12 protein-coding genes and 1 pseudogene are annotated in these 23,406 nt (G+C 39.5%); 6 read left to right on the plus strand and 7 right to left on the minus strand.

Features of this window, described 5'->3' with window-relative positions; translation table 11 throughout:
• Nucleotide 1: 1 nt before the first annotated feature.
• Nucleotides 2–2,089 (minus strand): annotated as a pseudogene (gene ppsA / locus D5R40_RS33930) (phosphoenolpyruvate synthase); the annotation flags it as partial.
• Nucleotides 2,074–2,613, minus strand: coding sequence for a PEP/pyruvate-binding domain-containing protein (locus D5R40_RS43635; protein ID WP_445974466.1), 540 nt, complete (start codon nucleotides 2,611–2,613; stop codon nucleotides 2,074–2,076). The pseudogene ppsA and the gene D5R40_RS43635, both read right to left, overlap by 16 nt.
• 358 nt (nucleotides 2,614–2,971) lie before the next feature.
• Here D5R40_RS43635 and D5R40_RS33935 point away from each other — a divergent pair, with 358 nt between their 5' ends.
• Together D5R40_RS33935 and D5R40_RS36890 are read left to right on the plus strand one after the other, a co-directional pair.
• Nucleotides 2,972–3,361: a winged helix-turn-helix transcriptional regulator gene (locus D5R40_RS33935; protein ID WP_124144794.1), complete on the plus strand. Its 390-nt coding sequence runs from the start codon at nucleotides 2,972–2,974 to the stop codon at nucleotides 3,359–3,361.
• A 228-nt stretch (nucleotides 3,362–3,589) separates the two neighbouring features.
• A complete protein-coding gene (locus D5R40_RS36890; protein ID WP_161564503.1) occupies nucleotides 3,590–3,742 on the plus strand; it encodes a hypothetical protein in 153 nt (50 codons plus the stop codon).
• A gap of 42 nt (nucleotides 3,743–3,784) precedes the next feature.
• Here the strand turns inward: D5R40_RS36890 and D5R40_RS33940 are convergent, their stop codons facing one another.
• Nucleotides 3,785–12,916 (minus strand): hypothetical protein, encoded by a 9,132-nt coding sequence (locus D5R40_RS33940; protein WP_124155946.1) that lies wholly within the window; start codon nucleotides 12,914–12,916, stop codon nucleotides 3,785–3,787.
• Nucleotides 12,917–14,341: 1,425 nt separating this feature from the next.
• Nucleotides 14,342–14,512 carry a hypothetical protein gene (locus D5R40_RS36895; protein ID WP_161564502.1) on the minus strand — a complete coding sequence of 57 codons (171 nt, stop codon included), beginning with the start codon at nucleotides 14,510–14,512 and terminating at the stop codon, nucleotides 14,342–14,344.
• 60 nt (nucleotides 14,513–14,572) lie between these two features.
• Between D5R40_RS36895 and D5R40_RS33945 the strand changes: the two genes are divergently transcribed.
• Together D5R40_RS33945 and D5R40_RS33950 are read left to right on the plus strand one after the other, a co-directional pair.
• On the plus strand, nucleotides 14,573–16,945 hold the full coding sequence (locus tag D5R40_RS33945) for a CHAT domain-containing protein (protein ID WP_124155947.1): 2,373 nt from the start codon (nucleotides 14,573–14,575) through the stop codon (nucleotides 16,943–16,945).
• A 289-nt stretch (nucleotides 16,946–17,234) separates the two neighbouring features.
• Nucleotides 17,235–18,152: a tetratricopeptide repeat protein gene (locus D5R40_RS33950; protein ID WP_124144792.1), complete on the plus strand. Its 918-nt coding sequence runs from the start codon at nucleotides 17,235–17,237 to the stop codon at nucleotides 18,150–18,152.
• Nucleotides 18,153–18,430: 278 nt separating this feature from the next.
• On the opposite strand, the gene D5R40_RS33955 is transcribed toward D5R40_RS33950, so the two are convergent.
• From D5R40_RS33955 to D5R40_RS33965, 3 genes are all read right to left on the minus strand, one after another.
• Entirely contained in the window at nucleotides 18,431–19,177 is a 747-nt protein-coding gene (locus D5R40_RS33955; RefSeq protein ID WP_124144813.1) for a lipoate--protein ligase family protein, read from the minus strand.
• Nucleotides 19,178–19,585: 408 nt separating this feature from the next.
• Entirely contained in the window at nucleotides 19,586–20,479 is an 894-nt protein-coding gene (locus D5R40_RS33960) for a transposase (protein ID WP_124155948.1), read from the minus strand.
• Nucleotides 20,480–21,001, minus strand: coding sequence for a hypothetical protein (locus tag D5R40_RS33965; protein WP_124155949.1), 522 nt, complete (start codon nucleotides 20,999–21,001; stop codon nucleotides 20,480–20,482).
• A 192-nt stretch (nucleotides 21,002–21,193) separates the two neighbouring features.
• On the opposite strand from D5R40_RS33965, the gene D5R40_RS33970 reads away from it, so the two are divergent.
• Both D5R40_RS33970 and D5R40_RS34130 read left to right on the plus strand, forming a co-directional pair.
• On the plus strand, nucleotides 21,194–21,931 hold the full coding sequence (locus tag D5R40_RS33970; protein WP_124144789.1) for a 4'-phosphopantetheinyl transferase family protein: 738 nt from the start codon (nucleotides 21,194–21,196) through the stop codon (nucleotides 21,929–21,931).
• 453 nt (nucleotides 21,932–22,384) lie between these two features.
• Nucleotides 22,385–22,648, plus strand: a complete 264-nt coding sequence (locus D5R40_RS34130; protein ID WP_134239692.1) for a transposase — start codon at nucleotides 22,385–22,387, stop codon at nucleotides 22,646–22,648.
• The last annotated feature ends 758 nt before the right edge of the window (nucleotides 22,649–23,406 follow it).

Here is a 23,406-nt window from a genome sequence, read left to right on the forward strand (position 1 = left end):
ACTATTTCGCCCTCGCCACATCCATAATATCATCCATCACGGAACCAGACTCCTCCATCTTGCCAATATCCAACAGAGTCTTCAACAATGAATCGGGATTTAAACTCAATGAGTCAATACCTTCTTCAACTAAGAACCTGGCAAACTCTGGATAATCACTTGGTGCTTGACCGCAAATACCAATCTTGCGGTCGTATTTCTTAGCTGCTTTAATGGCAATTTTCACCATCCGACGTACTGCTTCATTCCGTTCGTCAAAAATATGCGCCACTAATGCCGAATCTCGGTCTAAACCTAATGTTAACTGAGTCAAGTCATTTGAACCGATAGAAAAACCATCAAACACTTGAGCAAACTCATCAGCAAAAATCACATTACTGGGCAACTCGCACATCACATACACTTGCAACCCATTCTCGCCCCGTTTCAAACCGTTTTTCTCCATCTCCGCTAACACCTTACGACCTTCATCAGGAGTCCGACAGAAAGGAATCATTGGAATCACATTAGTCAATCCCATTTCATCCCGTACCCGCTTCAATGCTTTACACTCTAAAGCATAAGCATCGCGATATTTGGGATCGTAGTAACGAGACGCACCTCGCCAACCAATCATGGGGTTTTCTTCCCCAGGTTCAAATTGACGACCACCTAATAGGTTCGCATATTCATTACTCTTGAAATCGCTCATTCGCACCACTACAGGATGAGGATAAAAAGCAGCAGCGATCGTACCTACACCTTGCGCCAATTTATCCACAAAGAAATCAGGTTTATATTCGTACAATGCAGTCAAATTACCAATTTCCCGTTTCACTAACGGATCTTCCAACTCATCATAGTGAATTAAAGCTAATGGGTGAGCTTTAATATGATTGGCAATAATAAATTCCAACCGTGCTAACCCCACACCATCGCAAGGAATAGAAGACAGACCAAAAGCTTCCTCTGGGTTGCCAACGTTCATTAAAATCTTGGTGCGAGTCTTAGGCAAGTCACCCAACAAAGTTTCCTGTACCTCAAAAGGCACCATACCCTCATAAACCTTGCCCTCTTCACCCTCAGCACAAGAAACAGTTACTTCCTGACCAGTCATCAACACTTTAGTAGCATCACCGCAACCAACTATTGCTGGAATACCCATCTCCCGCGCAATAATAGCAGCATGACAAGTGCGTCCGCCTTGGTTAGTAACTATCGCGCTAGCCTTTTTCATAATTGGTTCCCAGTCAGGGTCAGTTTTGTTAGTTACTAAAACTTCCCCTGGCATAAACTCGTCAATTTTGTGCACGTCAAGAATAACACGAGCTTCACCTTGCCCAATCATTTCTCCCACGGCGCGACCGCGAACTAATACATCACTGCTACCTTTGAGTTTGAAGTTACGGAGAATACTTCCAGATTTTTGAGATTGTACTGTTTCTGGACGCGCTTGCACAATAAATAGTTCACCAGTGAGACCGTCTTTTGCCCATTCAATATCCATTGGGGTGTAATGGTCACGCACTTGAGAATAATGTTCTTCAATAATACAGGCCCATTTTGCCAGTTGCAAGATTTCGTCGTCATTGATGCAATATTTTTCCCGTTCGGAAACTGGCACTGGCACGTTTTTGGTAAGTTTGGAACCGCCGATGTCATAAATCATCTTCAGTTCTTTTGTACCCAGGCGTTTTTCTAGTATGGGGCGGAAGTCTTCTTTAAGGGTGGGTTTGAAAACAAAGTATTCGTCTGGGTTGACTGCACCTTGCACTACGTTTTCACCTAAACCGTAAGCTGCTGTTACCAGGGCAGCATTTTTGAATCCGGTTTCGGTATCGATGGAAAACATGACACCGGAGGAGGCGAGGTCTGAACGTACCATTTTTTGCACGCCCACTGATAAAGCAATGTCGAAGTGGTCGAAACCTTTGATGGTGCGGTAGGAAATGGCGCGGTCTGTGAATATGGAGGCGAAACATTTATGGCAAGCTTCTAATACTGCTTCATCACCGTAAATGTTGAGGTAGGTTTCCTGTTGTCCGGCAAAACTCGCATCTGGTAGATCTTCAGCAGTTGCGCTGGAGCGTACTGCTACGTCAACTTCTTTGGTGTAGCGTTCGCACTCTTGTTTGGAGTTGCCGTAGCAGTTGCGCTGGAGCGTACTGCTACGTCAACTTCTTTGGTGTAGCGTTCGCACTCTTGTTTGGAGTTGCCTTCTAGTTTGTCACAATATTCAGCAGAAGTGCCGTAGCGGTCGCACATTTGGTGATATGCTGTGACGATGGCTGTTTCTAATTCTTCTGGAAATGGGGTGTCGAGGATGAGGGTGCGAGCTTGTTTGCCTCGTTGCCGTAAATTCCTGACATCTTCTACATCTAGGTCAGCAAATAGTTCTCGCAGTTTTTTCTCTAATCCAGCTTTTTGGATGAAATACCGATATGCGTAAGCAGTGGTGGCGAATCCATTGGGAACGTTTACACCTTTGGGAGTTAATTGCTGAATCATTTCTCCCAGGGATGCGTTTTTTCCTCCCACTAATGGAATATCTGCAATTCCTACTTCTTCAAACCATAGGACAAAAGCTGTTACATCTACTTTTTTTGGGCTTTTTTGACCTAATAGGTTCACCATAATTTTCTCCTCCAATGTTTTATTTATGCCGTGTTGCGAGGCAGGATTTATTTATTTAGTTTTGTTTCTTTTTTTTTCACAATGTTAAATATAATGATTGATTTGTGGGATGTTAAGAAAAACAAACTTATCGATCCCTAACTTTTAAACTCCATAATTAAGGTGGATTATTTCTACATAGATTCTAGTTTTTTAGCTAGAGGAGGATTTTTGACCTCCATCTACATCCTAATACTTTCTACTGTAATTGCAATATAGGGTCGGAAAAAATCTTTAGTTACAAAAAGTAAAAAATTTTGTTTTTTCAGTGGTAAAGGTTATTATTAAAGAAAAATAAAGTTTTAAGAGTTAGAAGAAAATGAAAGTTAAAAATAACAATGTTAAATCGGATGTTAAAATGAGGGATATATTGTGTTTAAACAACAATTGTCCGATTCAGTTTGTATTAAGAATATTGGGTAGTAAGTGGTCGGTATTGATTTTGCAACAGTTGTTGAGTGGCGATCGTCGGACTCACGAATTATTAGAAGCACTGCCAGGAATTAGCTCAAAAACACTGACGTTAAGACTCAGAGAGTTAGAAAAGTATGGTTTGTTAGCAAGGCAGGTATTTCCGGAAGTGCCTCCCCATGTTGAATATTCTTTGACGGATAAAGGGTTAGAAGTGCAACCAGTTATGATAGCTCTCCAGCGGTTAGGGGAGCAATGGTTAGGAGAAAAAAATAGTAGTTGTTCGATGGAGATGTGAGCAAGACTGAGATTTTGTGGGTGTGAGTTGAGTGTATAATTTAGTGGTGAGTAAAGTTATCAAAAATTTGTCAGTTTGTAGTATAATTTTAGCCCGCCAGGTAGATATTTCATGGGCTAGAGCAATACTACAAGCAAAAAGTTTTTGTTTAGCTGGCGCACAACTGCGTTAACGCTACGCAACAGGTCAAGCGCAGCATGATATCAAATCCAGTTAAACAGCCATAGAATGGTTAAGTTAGGAGGAGTCAACCCACCCCTCGCCCCTCCCCCTCCCAGGAGGGGAAGTCAGGAGTCAGGAGTCAGGAGGAGAGAGAATTACAAAGATGAGCGTAGTTATGACTATTGGATAATTTTTTTATGTCCAATAAAACGGATTTGATATGACCTAAGTCCTGAGTCCAGAATTCTCCGAGAATGTCAATTAAATCGGTGCCATATTATTCGTATCTATGGCTGCTAAAACTGGATCTTGACTATCACGCTCGGCAGTTTCAATAGTCCTTGAACCTGTTGTGATATCATCCTCAATCATATTATTATCAGATGATGTAGTTAACTCTTGAACTTCAATTTCAGGGATAGAAGCTAACTCATCTCCAGCAAGTAGAAACTCATCTGTATTGTCTGAGGGTGAGTCAGACCCACCATTAAGTAGTTCGTCATCTGTTTCTGTAGATACTTCTTCACCAGTTAGAGTATCAGTTTTCTCTTCCTTGGGTTCGTTGGAAGCGATCGCTTCTTCTGTCACAGAATTATCCGACTCATCAGTTTCTGGAGATTCAGATTCAGAAGCAATATCATCCTCTTCTACTACAGTTTCATTCTCAGTTTCCTGGGATTCAGAATCAGAAGTAACATCTTCCGACTCTGCCACAGAATTATCCGACTCATCAGTTTCTGGAGATTCAGAATCAGAAGTAACATCTTCCGACTCTGCCACAGAATTATCCGACTCATCAGTTTCTGGAGATTCAGATTCAGAAGCAATATCATCCTCTTCTACTACAGTTTCATTCTCAGTTTCCTGGGATTCAGAATCAGAAGCAATATCATCCTCTTCTACTACAGTTTCATTCTCAGTTTCCTGGGATTCAGAATCAGAAGTAATATCTTCCTCTTCTGCCACAGAATTATCCGACTCATCAGTTTCTAGAGATTCAGAATCAGAAGTAATCTCTTCCCCTTCTACCACAGAATTATCCGACTCATCAGTTTCTGGAGATTCAGAATCAGAAGTAATCTCTTCCGACTCTGCTACCACAGTTTCATTCTCAGTTTCTGGAGATTCAGCATCAGAAGTAATATCTTCCCCTTCTGCCACAACATCATCAGTTTCTGCGATCGCTTCTACTTCCTCCTCATTAGTTTCCAATTCTGCCTCATCGCTGCCACTAAAAGGGAAGAAATGAAAACCAGTCAACTCATCAGCTTTCACACCCTCCACAAAAGCAAGTTGTTCTCCACTATCCAAAACCCTAATCACCGTATTGTCACTCGACTCCGTTTCCTTAGCTATTTCTAACTCCTCAAAAGTCAAATCTATTAACTCAAAGAAATCATCATCCACTTGGAAATTATAAATCGAATCAGACCCAGCATTCTGCTGCAAAACAAACGTATCACTACCACTGCCTCCATGTAACTCATCATCACCTTCCCCACCATCGAGAATATTATCACCCTCATTGCCATGTAAGGAGTCGTTACCCTCACCACCTTCTAACAAGTCATTGCCTGTACCAGCACTTAACTCATCATCACCTTCACCACCAATAATGTAATCATCTCCTTCCTCACCTTCAATAACATCATCACCCTCTCCACCATCAAGTAAGTCGTTGCCTCCATTACCATTAATACTGTCGCTACCAGCACCTCCGTAAGCTTGGTCATCACCTTCACCTGCTGTGATTTCATCATCTCCTTCACCACCTTCAATATAGTCGTGACCAACTCCAGCATCTAAAGTATCATCACCTTCATCACCATAAAGTTGGTCTTCGCCTTTTCCTGCTGTAAGTTCGTCATCTCCTTCACCACCTTCTAGGTTGTCATCACCATCTCCAGCATCTAAAGTATCATTACCTTCCTCTCCAGAAAGTAAGTCGTTTCCTGTACCTCCCTCTAGTTGGTCATCATCATCCCCTCCATAAAGGTTGTCGTTACCCTCTTCTCCAGAAAGGATGTCTTTGCCTTCTTGACCATATAGTTGGTCGTTTCCTTCACCACCGTCTAATTCGTCATCGCCCTCACCTCCTTCAAGATAGTCGTTACCTGTACCTCCTTTCAGGGTATCGTTACCTTCTTGACCGTAAAGTTGGTCTTCGTCTGCTCCACCGTCTAATTCGTCATCGCCCTCACCACCTTCGAGTAGGTCATCTCCTTCTTTACCTAATAATAAGTCTGCTTCTTCTCCTCCTTCGAGTATGTCTTCCCCTTCTCCTCCATCTAAATAATCTCGACCAGACTGACCTAACAGATGGTCGTCTCCTGCTTCACCTTTGAGTCGGTCGTCTCCTTCTCCTCCATCTAGGTAGTCTTCTCCTTCTCCTCCATCTAGGCGATCGCCTCCTTCTTCTCCATACATGAAGTCGTCGTCTGCTCCACCGTCGAGTATGTCTTGACCTGTTCCTCCTTCCAGGATGTCGTCTCCTTCCCGACCGTAAATGCGGTCGTTGTCTTCGTTGCCTAATAGTTTGTCGTTGCCTGCTCCTCCGTCTAGATAGTCGCGACCTGTGTTTCCTTTGATTTCGTCGTCTCCTTCTTCTCCGTAGAGGCGGTCTTTGCCTTCGTTACCTTCGAGTGTGTCGTTTCCTGCTTCTCCATTGAGGTAGTCGTCTCCTTCTCCTCCATAAAGGCGATCGTCGTTGCCTCCTCCCCAGAGGTTGTCGTTGCCTTCTCCTCCTTTGAGTAGGTCTTTGTCTATTTGACCGAATAGTTCGTCGTTTCCAGCTCCACCATCAAGGGTATCTTTGTCAAAACCACCTTTGAGGAGGTCGTTGCCTTCTCCTCCAGAGAGGTTATCGTTACCTTGGTTGCCATAGATGCGGTCGTTGCCTTCTCCTCCTTCTAGTTGGTCGTTGCCCGATCGTCCTTCTAGGAGGTCGTCATCGCTTCCTCCATCAAGGTTGTCTTGACCTCCCATACCATAGAGTTGGTCATCTCCTGCTTCTCCTTGGAGGTTGTCGTCTCCGTCTCCTCCGTCTAGTTGGTCGTTTCCGGTTCCACCTTTGAGGTTATCGTTACCTGTTTCTCCTTCTAGGTTGTCGTTGCCTGCTCCTCCGTCTAGTTGGTCGTCTCCTGTTCCACCTTTGAGGTTGTCGTTGCCTGCTCCTCCAGAAAGGGTGTCTTTACCTGTTCCACCTTTGAGGTTGTCGTTGCCTTCTCCTCCGTCTATGAGGTCGTTGTCTCTGCCGCCTTTGAGGAGGTCGTTACCTGCTTGACCTTCTAGGGTGTCGTTACCAAATTGACCGTAGAGGCGGTCTTCTCCTTCTCCTCCATCTATGAGGTCGTTTCCCCTTTTGGCTTTGAGTAGGTCGTCTCCTCCTAAACCACTGAGGATATTGTTTTGTGCGTCGCCAATGAGTAGGTCTTCGTATTCTGAACCTTCGAGGTTTTCGATGTTGGTGAGGGTGTCTTTTTTGGCGTCTCCTGCCCAACCTTTACCGTCAAAGAGACTGACGTGAACTCGACTTTCGGAGGTGAAGTAAGAGGCGGTGTCGTTGTCGTTGCCTCCGTCTAGTTTATCTGGGTCTTTGCCTCCGACAAGAAAGTCGTTACCGTCTTCGCCTTTGATGTCATCTGTTCCTTCTTCGCCGAAGATGATGTCTTCTCCGTCGCGGGCTTCTACGATGTCGTTTCCTTTTCCGCTGTGGATGATGTTGTCTACTTCGTCCCCTGTAATGGTGTCATCGAAGTCGGAACCGATGACGTTTTCTGTGTTTAAGATTTCGTCTGTACCTCCGAAGCCATCGTTGGCTTGGTTTTGTTCGAGGTTGACGTTTACTTTGTCTGGGTCTCGGCGATAGGAGGCGGTGTCGTTGTCGTTGCCTCCGTCTAGTTGGTCGTCTCCAGCGTTGCCTACCATTATGTCGTTGCCTGCAAGACCTTCAATGCGGTTATCTTTTTCGTTGCCGATGAGAACATCGTTGAATTCTGAACCGATGATATTTTCTAGGTTGGTGAGAATATCTGTTGTTCCAAAACCGTCTTGAGCAGTGCCCTTTTCAATGGTAAAGTCAGGTTCGGTATCGGTGGGGATGGGTTTTTCGGTGACAATGGTTGTGTGTTGATAGCCGCCTGGGTTTTCGTAGTCTTGTTGTTCGTCGATATTGACTACTACTCCATTGGGTGAGTTATCATAAGTGACTGTATCGTTTTCGTCTCCACCGTCGATGAAGTCGTTACCTTGTTCTCCTTTGAGGAGGTCGTTGTCTGTTTGTCCGTAAAGTTCGTCGTCTCCTGCACCACCTTTGACGTCATCATCTCCTGCTTCGGCGGTGACTATGTTGGCGTCATCATCGCCTGTGATGTTATCGTTGAATTCTGAACCGACAACGTTTTCGATATTAAATATTTGGTCGGTGGCATCGAAGCCATCGGTAGCTGTGTTAGTGGCGAGGTTGACTTCTACTGCGTTGGGGTCGCGTAGGTAGCTGACTACATCTGTGCCTGCTCCACCGTCGAAGTTGTCGTTGCCTGCGTTGCCGATAACTAGGTCGTTGCCTGTTAAGGCGTTAATTTCGTTATCTTTTTCGTTGCCAATGAGAACATCGTCTGATTCTGAACCGATGATATTTTCTAGGTTGGTAAGGATGTCTGTTGTGCCAAAGCCGTCAGATGCTGTGCCTGCTTCAATGGTGAAGTTGGGTTCTAAGTCTATGGGGTTGGCATCGGAGGTGTCGTTGCTGTAGGTGTTTGTTTCATCGATATTTACGACTACGGCGTTGGGGGAGTTGTCGTAGTTGACTGTATCAATATCATTGCCACCATCAATAATGTCGTTACCTTGTTCTCCTGTGAGGAGGTCGTTACCAGTTTGGCCGTTCAGGTTGTCATCTCCTGCACCACCTTTAACGTTGTCTGCACCAGTGCCTGCGGTGACAATATTTGCTTCTTCATCCCCTGTAATGTTATCGTCGAATTCTGAACCGACAACGTTTTCGATGTTAAATATTTGGTCTGTGTTGCCGAAGCCATCGGTAGCTGTATTGGTTGCGAGGTTGACTTCTACTGCATTGGGGTCGCGTCGATAGCTGACTGCATCGTTGCCTTCTCCACCATCGAGGTTATCATTGCCTGCGTTACCAATAACAACGTCATTGCCTGAGTTGCCGTCAATGTCGTTATCTTTTTCGTTACCAATGAGAATGTCATCAAAACCTGAACCAATAATATTTTCTAGATTTCCAGAAACATCAATAGTTTCCTCAATGACTGTATTTATTGTTTCATCATAGGTTGCTCTAGTAGCAGTAAAATTAAAGCTATCTTCAGTACCAAACCCATCTTGAGCTGTGGCTGCGTCGATATTAAAGTTGCCTTCTAAGTCATCTATTGGGCCTGAGTTTTGATAACCTTGTGTCTCATCAATATTAACAACAACTGCATCGGGAGAGCTTTCATAACTTACAACATCAACATCTTCACCGCCACTAATTCTATCGTTACCCGCTTCTCCCTTGAGCAGGTCGTTGCCAGCATCTCCTAATATTTCATCATCACCCGTACCGCCGTCTAGTTCATCCTCTCCTGTACCCCCACTAATATTGTCGTTACCAGCACCACCATAAACTTGATCGTCACCCTCATCACCGAGAATAATATCGTTGCCAGCTTGGGAGTCATTGCTGTCTCCATAAAGTTCGTCATTGTCAGCACCACCATCTATAAAGTCGTCTCCAGCGCCGCCATCAATATTATCTATTCCTGCTTGACCAGACAGTTCATCATCCCCTTCACCGCCAGAAACATTATCGTTACCCTCTCCAGCATTAACAACATCTTGACCACTACCACCAGAGAGATTATCGTTTCCAGCTCGACCTAATATTCTGTCATCTCCACTATCTCCGTTGATGACATCATCTGCTTCACCACCAGATAAAACATCATCTCCTTCACCACCAGAAAATTCTACGGATATGGCAATATTTTCAACATCAATTTTGTCATCAAGTTTGCCACCATTAGCCTGAATATTATTCACTTCAGTGTAATCTTGAGAATAGCCAATAGCATTAACAGTTATTGTGTCATTGTTTGGATTCCCTGAACCCTTGAGAATAAATATCTCACCATCGTCAGTGGTATTGATAAATAACCGTAATTCCGCCCGTGGCCCCATATTTAATTCTAGAGTGCCACCACTAAAGGTTTCAGGACCTTCATTGGCTAATATGGGCTCGTGGTCAGGACAAGTTTCAATGCCAAATTCGGCTAGGGTAGTTCTGGCAAAATCTCCTTCCCATTTCTTACCAAAGGGAGGCCAGCCAACTCGAGCGTAATATCCGAGAAACGCATCTAATTGACCACCTATATCAAATAAGCAACCTGGGTGGGAGTCAAAAATAGCTTTGAATTCAGAGCCACGAATTTTACCGTCACTTATTCCTAAATCGTCACCAGATTCTCCTAAGTCTTCTAAGTCAACACTGATAGTTGCTTCAATACCACCGTTAACTTCGGCTTTGGCAATAACGACATCCAGACCTACTCCTGCTTTGAGCAGACCGCTGACTTCTAATTCTGGTAAATCTTCTGTGCCATTTCGATTATCACTAAAGAAAAAGCCATCAAAAATTTTCTCTATTTCATCAGATTCATATCCAGTGTCAGCCCACTGTTTTATTCCTTCAGAATCATATCCAAATCCTAGATTTAGTTTTGCTCCTATTTCACCTCCAAAAGATACGGCAATCGGACCTACAATAGGAAACGAACCGTCTATACCAAAGGAGAAATCAAATTCGGGAACTTTAAATTCAAAAAAGTCTACATTTTGCCCAGTCAATAATCCAATTGCTGAAGTGGGATTATCTAAAATTGGGAATGACAGAAATTTATCAATAGAGTCTTTGTTACTGAAGAATTCTGTTTGAGCTTGAAATTGACCAGAGCTTCCTGGATTTTTTTCTTCTAGTTGAGCTAGGGTTGCGTTAAATTCTTGTTCTAGCTCTGCGAGAGATTTCTTCGGTGCTGAAAGGGTTGCCTCTGCAATAGAAGTACCGGAAGTTATATCAAAGTCACCTAGACTAACATCACCAATATTAATTCCTACTTCGCCTGCATCTTTATCAGCTATATTAGACAATACGTTAATAAAATTAATAGCATCCAATGCCAAAGTAACATTTTTAATAGTTGGGTCATTAGAAAATTGATTAGCTAAACCGAGTAAGTTATGCTCATCACCTCCTAAGTTTAATGGTTTTAAAATGTCTATTGGTTCTTTGAGAAAATTTGTGGCTGCTTGAATGGGTTCAGTAATTACTTGAATTGGTTCAACAATTGGTTTGACAAAATCGCTGAGAAAGGAACCTAAAAATATATTTGTGTCATCAAAACTAACTTGAGGAATGGCATTATTTTCAGCAAAATTCCAACTAATATTCAAATCTGTACCAACTTTTGGTAGTGCTGCTGAGTCGCCAAGTTTTGAGACGATATTTAATTTTATATCAGCAGAAGCATTTGGTTCAGCATTAATATTAAATAAAGTTCCGCCTATTTCAGATAATGTTAATTTACCGTCTGAATTTGGGTCTGTTACATCTACAGAATAATCTGCATTTAGCTGACTTCCTTTATCTGTAATATCAACTAACAAAAATCCCATTTCACCTTCTGCTTTTAAGCCTGGTAATGAAGCATTCAGACCAATATCTAATTCTTTATCTGGAGAAGTATCCAGGAATAACCCATCATCTGATGTATAACCAAAACCTAAATTAAAGTCAATGCCTAAATCTACTTTTGCTTTCCCATCAGTTATTAATCCTAACCCTGGCAAACCAATGTCAGAAGCTAAGGAAGTTTCTAAAGATTTCTCTTGATTAAAATCAATATTAAAAGTGAAACCATTGGCAATATTACCAATATTAATGTCTTGTCCTAATAAGTCTTCTAGCCCTTCTTCAATTAATTGTTTTGGTTGTTCTAATACGTTGCTTAATAACCCTGCTAATGGGTCAACTAATTTGGTTTCTAGTTCTGAGAGAATATCTTCTAGCAAATTTTCTCCAGCTACACCTAGTTGATTAATTCCATCTTCTATTGCGTCTTGAAGTACCTCTGTAATTTCTGCTCCACTGGGTGGATCTAGTAGTGCATTCAGAATATTTTTGGGAATAGATTCCGGGATGTCTTCAATCTTATTTATACTAGGAATTGCATCAAGGAAAGCTTCACGAATTATATTCAGAGGTTCATCCAAAACTTCAGCCAATAACCCACTAAACTGACTTCGTAATTCTTGGCTAAATTCAGTTATTGCTATTTCTAATACTGCATCAACTGTGGGAATTTCTCCTTTAAATATTTCCGGATTTAAAGATGTTAAAAATTCTGAAATAGCTGTAGCTAGTACATCAGAAACAGCTTTATCGCTGTTAATTTCAGACTTCAATTTAGGAATTATTTCGTCTTCAAATTTTTCAGGAATGGCTGTAATATCTATCCCTGATTTCAGCACATCAAGCTGCTTTAGTGCATCAAACAGAACTTGTTTTACTTGGTCTGAAGATAAATTTACTAAGTCTTCTAACTGTTCTAATTGAGCTAAAATATCGTTGTTGAGGTCATTGAGAAATTTGGCTGCTTGGTCTGTAGATTTTTGCAATTCGTCGCCCAGTAGAGGCAATTTTGTAAATATTTGATTGTCAATTGCTGCTTGAATAACTGTTAAATATTCTTTTAAACCACTGGTTACTCCTTCTACTACCGTTTTAGCATCTTTAAGACCATCTAGAATGTCATTTATTGCCCCACTAACTGTGTCGAGAAGTTCCTTTACATTCTGTTCAATTTGGATTTGCTGTCCATCTATATTAACAAGTGCAGTATCATCCTCTGTTTTTAATGCTTGTAATTCTTGTTCGTTTAATTCTACACCTTGCACTAACTGAGCAAAAATATCTCCTTCATCTCCAGAAGTATCAACCTGATTAATTTCATAATCCACAAAATGCCCAACTTCTTCTAATAAAAGATTGGCGATCGCCTCCCCATTTCCCACATTCTGACTAATATATTCTGCTGCTAAATAAATAGTGTTATTCGCTCCGGCAAAAGCACCATTCGCTCCATTAATCTCTGCTGCGGAGCGAATATCAATCTTGGGCAACCATTCTAAATTTTCTCCTTCCCATTTCCTTCGCAAATCTTCTACTTTTTCTCGCTCAAATTGATTACCAAAAGCTACTTCAAATATTGGTAATAAACTGCCATCTGTAGCAATTACTTTCAAGCTTTCTTCTAAACTTAATAATCCTAAATTCAAAGCAGACATTTCAGACTCATCTAAAAGCTGAGTCCCTATTATTATATTATTCATGTTATTCTCCTTAGCCCTGCATCCAGAGCCGCTAGTTCTCAGGAGTCACCCTAATTATTTGTTTAGTACCAAATACAATTTATTACTCAACTACTAGCCTATGCTAAATCATCTCACCTAAAATTCGGTACTTTTTTAGGTAGCTCCCTGATTTTTACTGATAAATGTTATTTTTAGATTAGCATTATTTATCCGTATTGTTGCTATTATTATTTTAATTTTTATATAGTTTTATATAGAAAATTCTGATTTTTTGTAATAATTAGTTACTAACTGTTACTAATTATTAGTCAATAATTATTTATACAGATATTTTATATCAAATCCGCTCGGGTTCGGTATAAAAAAAAATTTCATCTTCATCCAAGAGCAAATGTTTCGCGCATTCTCTTCCCTCCTGACTCGGTCCTCCTGACTCGGTCCTCCTAGATTAACTATCTAATTACACCGATGCTACCGGATTTGATATTAGATAGTTTGTGTCATTTCAGTTAGCCTCCTCTGGAGGAACTGCGTTTTTTATGTAGCGTAGCAAAACAGTGATCAATTAACGAACAAAAGTCAAACTTCTAGTATTCAGAAAAAGAAAGAAGGGACAAAAAAAAATCAAACTCTACAATACAAATATTTAAAGATATACAACTCAGAGATTGAATGTATCAGGAAATAGGGTAGTAAGAATAAGACACAACTATACTGTCTATTTTTCAACATAACCGATCAGTCTGAATACCTATAAACTACTCTCTCATACTTATTTCTATCCCTGGACTCCTTCCCATTTTTATCTGAATGTAGATCCATAATCTCTTAATAATTAATTTGACAAATAGTCTCTCAAATTATCCGATACCAACTCTACAGCAAAACTTATCGATATTTAAATTGTTCTGACAAAAAAGCTTTCTAGTTTTTAAGGATATAAAAAAATGATGGTTTAACCTTCCGGAGTTACAACAATAATTGAGAATGTTAGTATTGTATAAATCGAAAAAAGGTTCTTGAATAGCCTCAAACAAATAATGTTTCGGTAAATCGAAATAAATTCACTTGAGATAAAGCAGGTCAAAAAGAAACTTTTTACTGATAATATTGTCTAGATACACAGTAGATGAATGTGTAATCCGGTCAGCTTACCCATATTCATCGTTGGTACATTGTTGCCCAATTACTGCCATTGCAGATTTTCTAAATTGGCCATTCAACCGAATCAATACTTAAATCTATATTTTAGTGCTGATGATCAAATTATCCGGAAAGTACTCCTGAATTAGTTAATAGGTGGTTGAAGAGGAGATTTAAAGAGCAGGCCTCAGAAATCTGAGACTAACATAGATGAAGAGGCAAAAAAAATGAGTGTTATCTATTAGTAACTTAGACTGCTTAGTTACTAATAGATAACACTTCAACTAGACGTGCAAATTGCTAGTTCTGATAATCATAACCAGCACTACTTTGAGCTTTTTTATACCAACACCTTAAGGTTGCTACATCAGGGAAACCCAACACTCCTGCACAGAGAAAGTTTCCCAAATCTAAAATCCAAAATGGTAGAACACCAAATCCACAGTCGTCATTTCTTTCCCATTTATTCATAATCAAAAGCAAAGATCGGGAGTTTTGGCGGAGTAAATTCAGCAGAAGGATAAAAAATAAGTGACACAGGAATTTCATATTTCAATTACTCCCCTGGGAGAAGACGAATACTTTGTTCGGACAGAAAAAGTACCTATTGGTGGGTTAGTGGCTGAAGAAATTGTCGAATGGCCTATAGAACAATGGTTAGCCCAAGCACGTCACCTATTTCGCGATCCATTACTCGATCTCCTAGAAGGAAAGTCCAACACTCAGGTAGTTATCCCTAGTCAGGTTGTGGCCAGGTCTGGGGAAGTGGTAAGTCCAAATTTAGTAGCATTAGGCCAAGAAATGTATCAAGAGCTATTCAAAGACACCCTGAGAGATAGCTGGAGTTGCGCTCAAGGAATAGCTCATAATCGAGGAGAGGTATTACAGTTACGTCTGGGGACTAAAGACAGACGTATATCCAGTTTGCCTTGGGAGGTACTCCATGCAGGCGATCGCCCCCTTGCTACTGGTACTGATGTAATGTTCTCTCGCTATCAACCTAATACTTGCTTACCTAAACAAACCCGGACACGAACTCCAGAAGAACCATTAAAAATCTTAATGGCGATCGCTGCTCCTAGCGATAAAGATAGTCTGCAACTAGAAAAAGAATATGAGGCGTTGCAACAAGAACTACAAAGAAATAGTGGAGAAATTCAAATCCACCTGGATATTCTCAGGCAACCTGGACGAGAACAACTTACTCAACGTTTAGAGCAAGGTAAATATCAGGTTTTCCACTATGCAGGTCATAGCAACTGGGGTATTTCTGGTGGTGAAATATCTCTAGTCAGCAATATAACAGGGTTAACAGAAAGTCTCAGTGGTCGAGACTTAGCAGGGTTGTTAGTTAATAATGGTATTCAGATGGCGGTTTTCAATTCATGTCGAGGCGCTTACAACCACTTAGTTAACCCCACTGATGATGAAGTAACTCTCAACTTAGCAGAAGCGCTAGTTAAACGTGGTATTCCGGGAGTGCTAGCAATGGCAGAACGCATTCCAGATGAGGTTTCCCTAAGTTTGACACGACTTTTTTATCGAAATCTCAATCAAGGTTATCCAATAGACTTAAGTTTGAGTCGGGCACGACAAGGATTGATTTCTGCTTACGGTTCACATGAACTTTATTGGGCATTACCTGTTGTCTACCTACATTCAGAGTTTGATGGTTGTCTGATTCAAAAAACCAGCAACTTGACCAATAAAATTGTTGAACCTTTTGAGGAATTTGTTGAAGAAAAAATTGCATCACCAGAGTCGCCAGAAGATTCAACTGGTGTAAAACCAAATATCGATTTAGAGAATATGGAGGAATTTCCTAGTGAACCTCAAACAGATAATCTTAATTGGCAGAATACCAATAATCAAGCTCAAGTAAAGACTCTCCAAGAGTTATTGCAAGAAAGAGAAATAAGAGAACAACTCAGTAATCAAAGCTATGAAAAACAAGAAGAAATAGTAACACAAGTTCAGTCAGTATTAACTACACAAAATATTCATAAAAAGTCTCATAATTTTTCCTGGAAAAAAATATTAGTATCTGCAGCATCATTAGTAATGTTAACTTTTGGTACTAATACAATTACTTTCAATAGACTGTCACAAGTGAATTCTCAATTGCTTCCTAAAGCCCCAGACCCAGGGATTAATTATGACTATAATAGGGTTCGACTTGTTAATGTTAATGAAAAAAATAGTAGCATCCAAGAAGCACAGATACTGGCAATTAGACAGTTTAAGCAAAATGATATTCTGGCTGGCAAAATGGTTGTAGAAATATTACTAGAAAGAGGAGAATTAGCAAAAGCAGGAGAAGCGATCGCTGCTGTGCCTACTCAACTCAACGACCATCCAGAAATTAATTTTCTTAAAGGTCGATTAGTTTGGGAAATCTTCCAAGATGGAAATCAAAATAACCTGATAGATGAAGCTATAAGTTATTGGGAAAAGGCTGCTGACAAAAGTCCAGAAAAAATTAAATATCAAAATGCTTTAGGCTTTGCTTATTACACTAAAGGAGATATGGAAAAAGCTTATGGAGCTTGGTTAAAAGTATTGCATTTGTCAGGAGAAATTACTCCAGAAATGGAAAAAGTTCGTCCTGTTTATAATAATGACCGAAGATATTTATCTGTCAAGAAAAGAGAAGCTATGAATGCTTATGCTGGTCTGGGATTAATCATGCTAAAATCAGCTCAAAATTTACAAAAAACTCCTGATCGAGCTTTAAAATATGTTAGTAAAGTTATGAGAGAAGCTGGCAAAGAGTTTCATATCCAACAATTGCAAAAAAGTTGGTTGTGGTCTCCCATGGCTCGTCAAGATTGGGGTTTATTATTGAGACTTCGATATCACAAACAGCCAGTTCAACAGAATAAGCAGTTTGAAGATATTGCTTAGTAGTAGATTAAAATTAGATATACTAACGGTTTATTTTTAAATTGGCTAATGACTAATTTAAAAAAGAGTCGGAATACAAGAGTGAGCAGCTGGAAAAATAATAAAGGAGGAGGTAGGAGAAAGGGAGAATTCAAATTTCTATCCACTCCTTGCTTCTCTACTTGAAAACTTCTTTAGGCATTCTCAAAAAAAGTAGAGTATTAAGCAGGCAAAAGAGTCAGATAATTTTTATTTTTTACTCCCTTCTAACTTCTACCACCGAAGGTTGATAATTATCAAAGACATCAAAATGACACAAAATTCTGAAAAAACTATCATTTTTTTTAACTCAGTTCCCGGTAGAATAGTTTCACATCTAATTGCTGTTTTATTCACTCTAAGTGGTGTTTGGTTATTTCAAAATCGACCAATACTTTCTTCAAAAACTATATCTATAACTCCCGATCCAATTAACCTGGAAAGATATGATAAAGAGCAACCAATTAATTATAGTGCCAATACTGTAGAAGCAGACAAACAACTAGCTATTGAACAATTTAATAAAAATGATATTCAAGCTGGAAAAAAAGCTGTAGAGTCTTTATTAAATAGAGGTGCTTTTAGAGAGGCAAAAGCAGCACTTAAGATTGTGTTAAAAGCAGGTAATAATGAGCAAAATGTTGACTCAGACATACTTTTTTTACAAGGTCGATTAATTTGGGAATTAGCCCAATATGGAAATAGAAATTATACTGTAGATGAAGCTATATATTACTGGGAAAAAGCCGTCGCTCAACTCCCTGATTCTATTCCATATCAGAATGCTATAGGTTTTGCTTACTATACCAAAGGAGACCTGAAAAAAGCTTATGATTCTTGGTTAAAAGTATTAAAATTATCAGGAGAAATTGCACCAGAAACACAAATACTGCGTAACATTTCAATTGAGGCTTTACCAACTCCAGAAGTTGAACAAAAAGATGCTATTAATGCCTATGCAGGTATTGGATTAGTAATGATGAAATCTGCTCAAACTTATCAAGGAAATGAGCAAAGAGAACGCTGGTTGAGAGCTTTACAATATCGGACAAAAGTAATGAAAGAAGCTGCAATAGAATATCATATTCCCCAACTTAGACAAAACTGGTTATGGTCACGAGAAGCACTACGAGATTGGGATTTTCTCATGAGAACAGATTGGAATATATTGCAGAAACGAACTAATTAGGTTTTGCTGAAAAAGTCTTTTGGAAAGGGTAGGAGTCAGGAGTCAGTCCTCAGGAGTCGGGACGAATGGGAATTATAGAACCCATTTGGTATCTATTTAAAAATAGAGGGTGAGATGGGGAGGTCAGGAGATAAAGAAAGATTTGGCAATGGCTGAAGATAGGACATTTTTTTATACCGAGATTAAGCGGATTTGATATCACAATCATTAGACCTCTCCAAAAATCAAATTCCCTTCTGCCTTCTGCCTTCCCTCTACATATTAATAACTAGCTTCACCTAAACAGAAAAACTCTTAATTTCTATCCATTCTCTCTCAGATAAAGGTTCTGTAATTAGCTGAATTTTAAAACATTTCATAGCTGCTCTAACTAATGCTTCAATAATCCGATTAATCATAACTTCTCTCCTATCGACGGCAGATAAAACAGATGTAAAAATATCAAAAACTCCAGGAGAAGGTTGAGAGTTAAAAACATAACTAAAAAATTCAACATCAGGCGTTAAAATCATAGAACCATGTTGTAATATTGCCCTACCCTTTCTCAATTGGGCACTACCGATTAATTTTCCACCATTAGGTAATATTAAATCTGCACCAGTAGAAGTGCCAAAACAGTTAGGGTTGTGGATATAACCTCTTCCCGCACTGCCATAAACTAAGTCCACACCGAGCGATCGCCACCCCACTATTAAAAATTCACAAATAGCCTGATAAGACTCAATACGACTGCCAGGAAAACCAGAAGTTATAACACTATAAGTTAAATCTCCCTGATGCAAAACCGCCCTGCCACCAGTAGGACGATGGACAATATCTATCGGTTTGCCTTGCCAAGTCAGATTTTGCCAATATTCAGGATAACGTCGTTGATGATAACCCAGAGAAATGGCCACAGGTTGCCAGGTGTAAAAGCGGAGAGTTGGTGGAATATTTCCTTGCAGATGTTGGTGTAGCAACCATTCATCTATTGCCATTTGTAACTTGCCGGTTGTCGTTAGTAAGGGAATAAGTCGCCAAAACATCATGGAAGAAGGAAGAAGGAATAAGGAATAAGGAAAAATCTGGCGTTGTCTGAGTTTTAAGCTTTTGATATGTCAAATACAATAAAGGCGACTGCTATATTTCAGCGGATCAGTCTGCTGACCTGTTTTATTTCCATTTCCGAGTTTTCTAGCTTTAACTTTAGGTATTACAAGACAGTTATTAATAATTCTCTGAAGTAATTTTTGTGGCCTCATTTCTTTGAATACATATAATATCATGTTCGTTTAATAGCATGATAAAAAACTTTCTTCTCCTCTTCCCTCTTTTTTCCTCCCGACTTCTGACTCGGTCCTCCTCCGTCGTTATTTATCAGTATTCAACCGCACATGATATAAGTACATTTTTTTTACTATACTTATCATCTGGACAGTAAAAAGTTTTTTTCTTCATAAAACAGTTGGTTTCATGTGACAAAATGCTCCAGATTCGACTGTCTGGTGAATGGCGATCGAGCATTTAAGAATTTTGTCACTCAGTAGACCCGACCTACTTTTGGCTAAAATCTTCTTCCTATGTTCGGCGAGTGTCAGTAGAACTATCTGTTCACTCGGATAACCATTGGATGGTAGAGTACGAAACCAACCGGGGAAGTCTTTCCATATGATCATGGGCATCTCTAAACTCAGCAGTTGTAAAACAGCTAGTGCAATAGTGTTGATCAGTACAAACCGCTCCATTGCTTCAACTTTTCTTTTAACCTGTTGCTGATGTTTCTTCGGATATCGACTGAGAATTAAGTCTTTCGGCCACCCCTGAGTCGGGGTGATATCTTTCATCCAAAACTGATAGCTAAAACCAGACAAGAGTTGAATCAAGTTACGGAAAGTGACTTCAATCTGAAAACGCCAACTGTAAGCGGTTAAAATTTCGGTTGCAGATAGAGTGACATCAGTTGAAAGCAGAATTATTTGTTTGCCCTCCGGCCACACAGCCAATACAAAGCGCACTCTTTGAAGGGGACAATCCCAATGTAAATCTATACAACGCCATCTGAGAGACACCATCTGACCGTAAAGTAGTAGAGTTTCTGTAGTGAAGGAATCTTTCTCATCAAACAATTTCCGTAACTTGACTGATTCACCCCAGACGCGAGGTCTACCACGACTGCGTTTGAGCGGTGGTGTTGGTAAAGCATGTTTGCCGACTGCATTGATTCGGACTCTGGTAATTAACTGTAGCTTGTGCTTCCTAAACTCTTCAATCAAATTTTTAGAAGCAAAGTAAGCATCAAGGATGATATAGCTACCAGCATGGATAAGTTCTACGCACAAAGTAGACATTCAATCTACTATTGTAGTTTGATCATCCTCAGTCGTCTTGATACCATCTGGCAATCCCAAAGTCACAGGAACTGCTTTCAAACAAGAGCCTGCTTTTAAGAGTATGGTAATGACCCCAAAGTAATGGCCTCGTATCCATTCTGGCTTCGTTACATTTTCTGATTCATTATGCAGTTTTTTCACACCAGGCATTTTTTTTCCTTCCTTACCGACTTTAATACCATCACCTACATAAACTGGTTGACCTCTGAGAAGATGGACTTTTGGGTGAGTGATTAACCATTTGTGCCACATGGTGGATAATTTTTGGACACTAATCCCCTTTGAATGAAACCAGTGTAAAGCTTGAGTGTAGTAATTTTGTGTTAGTCCTACAGCGTTGAGATCGCTGGTAACTGCCCGATGTTGGCTACATAAAAGAATTCCCCAAATCAGGATCACAAACCATTCATAAGTGGCATCGCGACTAAACACTGGACGTAAGTCGATCAATATTTGCTCTATCCGACGTATTATATGCATAATAGAGATTAGCTGGTCAAATTTAAGAATCATTAACCAGTATGCACCATTCCCCGACTTTTAGTGGGGAATGTTTTTTCTACTGAGAACTTTGTACTGTCCAGTTATCATATCAAATTATTTTTGCAACCCATAAAAATCCTTTAGAAACCTTCCATATTTCCAGTAAAATATCTGATCAATCTGTAATCAATGTTTTTTTCACATCTACCTCTAGGTCAAAAATTAGAATTATCACCAAATCATGTTCATATTTGGAGTAAAAATCTAAAATCACCTCCATCTGAAATTGAAGAATTATCAAAAATCTTATCCTCAGACGAAATAGATAGAGCCAAAAAATTTTATTTTGAACGAGATAAAAATCGTTTTATTATTGCCAGAGGAACACTCAGAAAAATCCTTAGCTGTTACTTAAATATTGAACCTAAAAAATTACAATTTACTTATAGTGAACGAGGCAAACCCTACTTACCAGATACCTCTATATTATTTAATTTATCTCACTCTCAAGATTTAGCTTTATATGCTATTACCACAGTTAATTTAATTGGTATTGACTTAGAATATATTCGCCCAATGAATGATGCTGAAGCCTTGGCAAAACGTTTCTTTACTTCCCAAGAATACAACCTTATTAGTCAGCTTCCTCCTCAACAGCAACAAGAAATTTTCTTCAAAATATGGACTTGTAAAGAAGCCTATTTAAAAGCTACTGGAGATGGGTTAGCAGGAGGATTGGAAAAAGTCGAAGTTTGTTTAAAACCAGAACAACCAATACAGTTTATTAGTATTAATGGAGATTTTCAAGAAGCTTCCCGTTGGTATTTACATCAGTTTATTCCTGAATCTAATTACATTGCTGCTGTAGTAGTGGCAGGGACAAATCAAAACTTGAGTTTTTGGCAGACACATAGAATTGGGTATTGAAGCTATGTTTAAAGACTGCACTCGCAGGTGGATATAATCTAGAAGGAAGTCAAGCCAATGTACAATGTTTGACGCGCTTTAATTTTACTGATAGCTATCGCTTATACGACTTCATGTTATCAAGGTAAAATTATCAAAAAATCCCGTGCTCAAAACTATACTTGTAGATTAACACAAGGCAGGGCGAAAAGATAAAAGATATAGCAAAATTTTGGTAGTGCATCCCTACCAAAATTTTGATTATGGTCAATTAAGCGGACATGATATTAGGAATTCAGTGAGTAGCCAAAACTTTCAGCTAAGTTGCAACTAACTTCTCCTAAAAAATTTTCCTGATGATATATTTTCCACCGAGAAAATTAAACATAGCTTTCTCTAACTATAAACTGCTTAATATTAATTTTATATGCTTTAAGGTATTTATCGTTATCTTGGAAGCGTTGCTTTAAAAAAGTGTCTGGTCAACCTAAATTCAAGAAAAAAGGTAAAGATGATAGCTTTACTTTAGATGGTTCAATTACAGTCGGTTTTAATCAGATTAAATTACCAAGAATTGGATGGGTGAAAACTTACGAAATATTGCCAGATAATATTACTCCTAAGTCTGTAACTATTAGCCGAAAAGCCGACCGTTGGTTCATCAGTTTCAATTCTAGAGAGAAAGAAACTCAAATTACTGAGAAATCAGTAGATGTAGTTGGTGTTGATTTAGTTTAGGTATAAAATCTCTAGCTACTTTATCCACTGGTGAAGTTTTTGAAGGGGCTAAATCAAAAGGAGGTTAGAAGCTAAACTCTCACGACTTCAATACCTTAACAGACATAAAACCAAGTTTTCCAATAACTGGAAAAAAGCACAGCTAAAAATAGCGAGGCTACATACAAAGGTAGCTGATATCAGGAAAGATACATTACTTGAAGAAGGAGACGAGGAGACAGGAGACAGGAGACAGGAGACAGGAGGAAAATTACATGGGGATTCGCTCCCCCAAGTAATGCGTGAACACCCCCGTTGACGGTGGGGTATTAAACCCACAAAGAAAATGATCAATATTGATTAGCATTGCCATAGGACACCAAGATACGATATGCTGCGGGTATTCTGTTAACATCTTGATCAACTTCCTTAGACTTAGACTAGGATTAGGCTTTACCGATCTCTAATGGTAGAGATTTTTTGTGCCATGCTCGGTTACTTATGATAGTATTTTTGTCTTTTGTCCAACAAACCATAAATTTACGATCAAAGGTTTGAATTTTAAAACATTAATGATAGAATCTGATTGTTGTTAACAACCGTACATAAAATTCCTAGACTCATAAACATAAAATAGTGGCCTAGAGGTGTAAGTACCAAACAGGTGATTTTGGATCAAAAAATGACAAAGGAAAGAGTTTGATGTCAACCCAAATATACGTAACAAAAAAATCTGTTCAGGTAGCTAAAGATCAAAAGTCAAAAACCAGATCAAAAGA

The organism is Okeania hirsuta (assembly GCF_003838195.1).
Classification (GTDB): Bacteria; Cyanobacteriota; Cyanobacteriia; order Cyanobacteriales; family Microcoleaceae; genus Okeania; species Okeania hirsuta.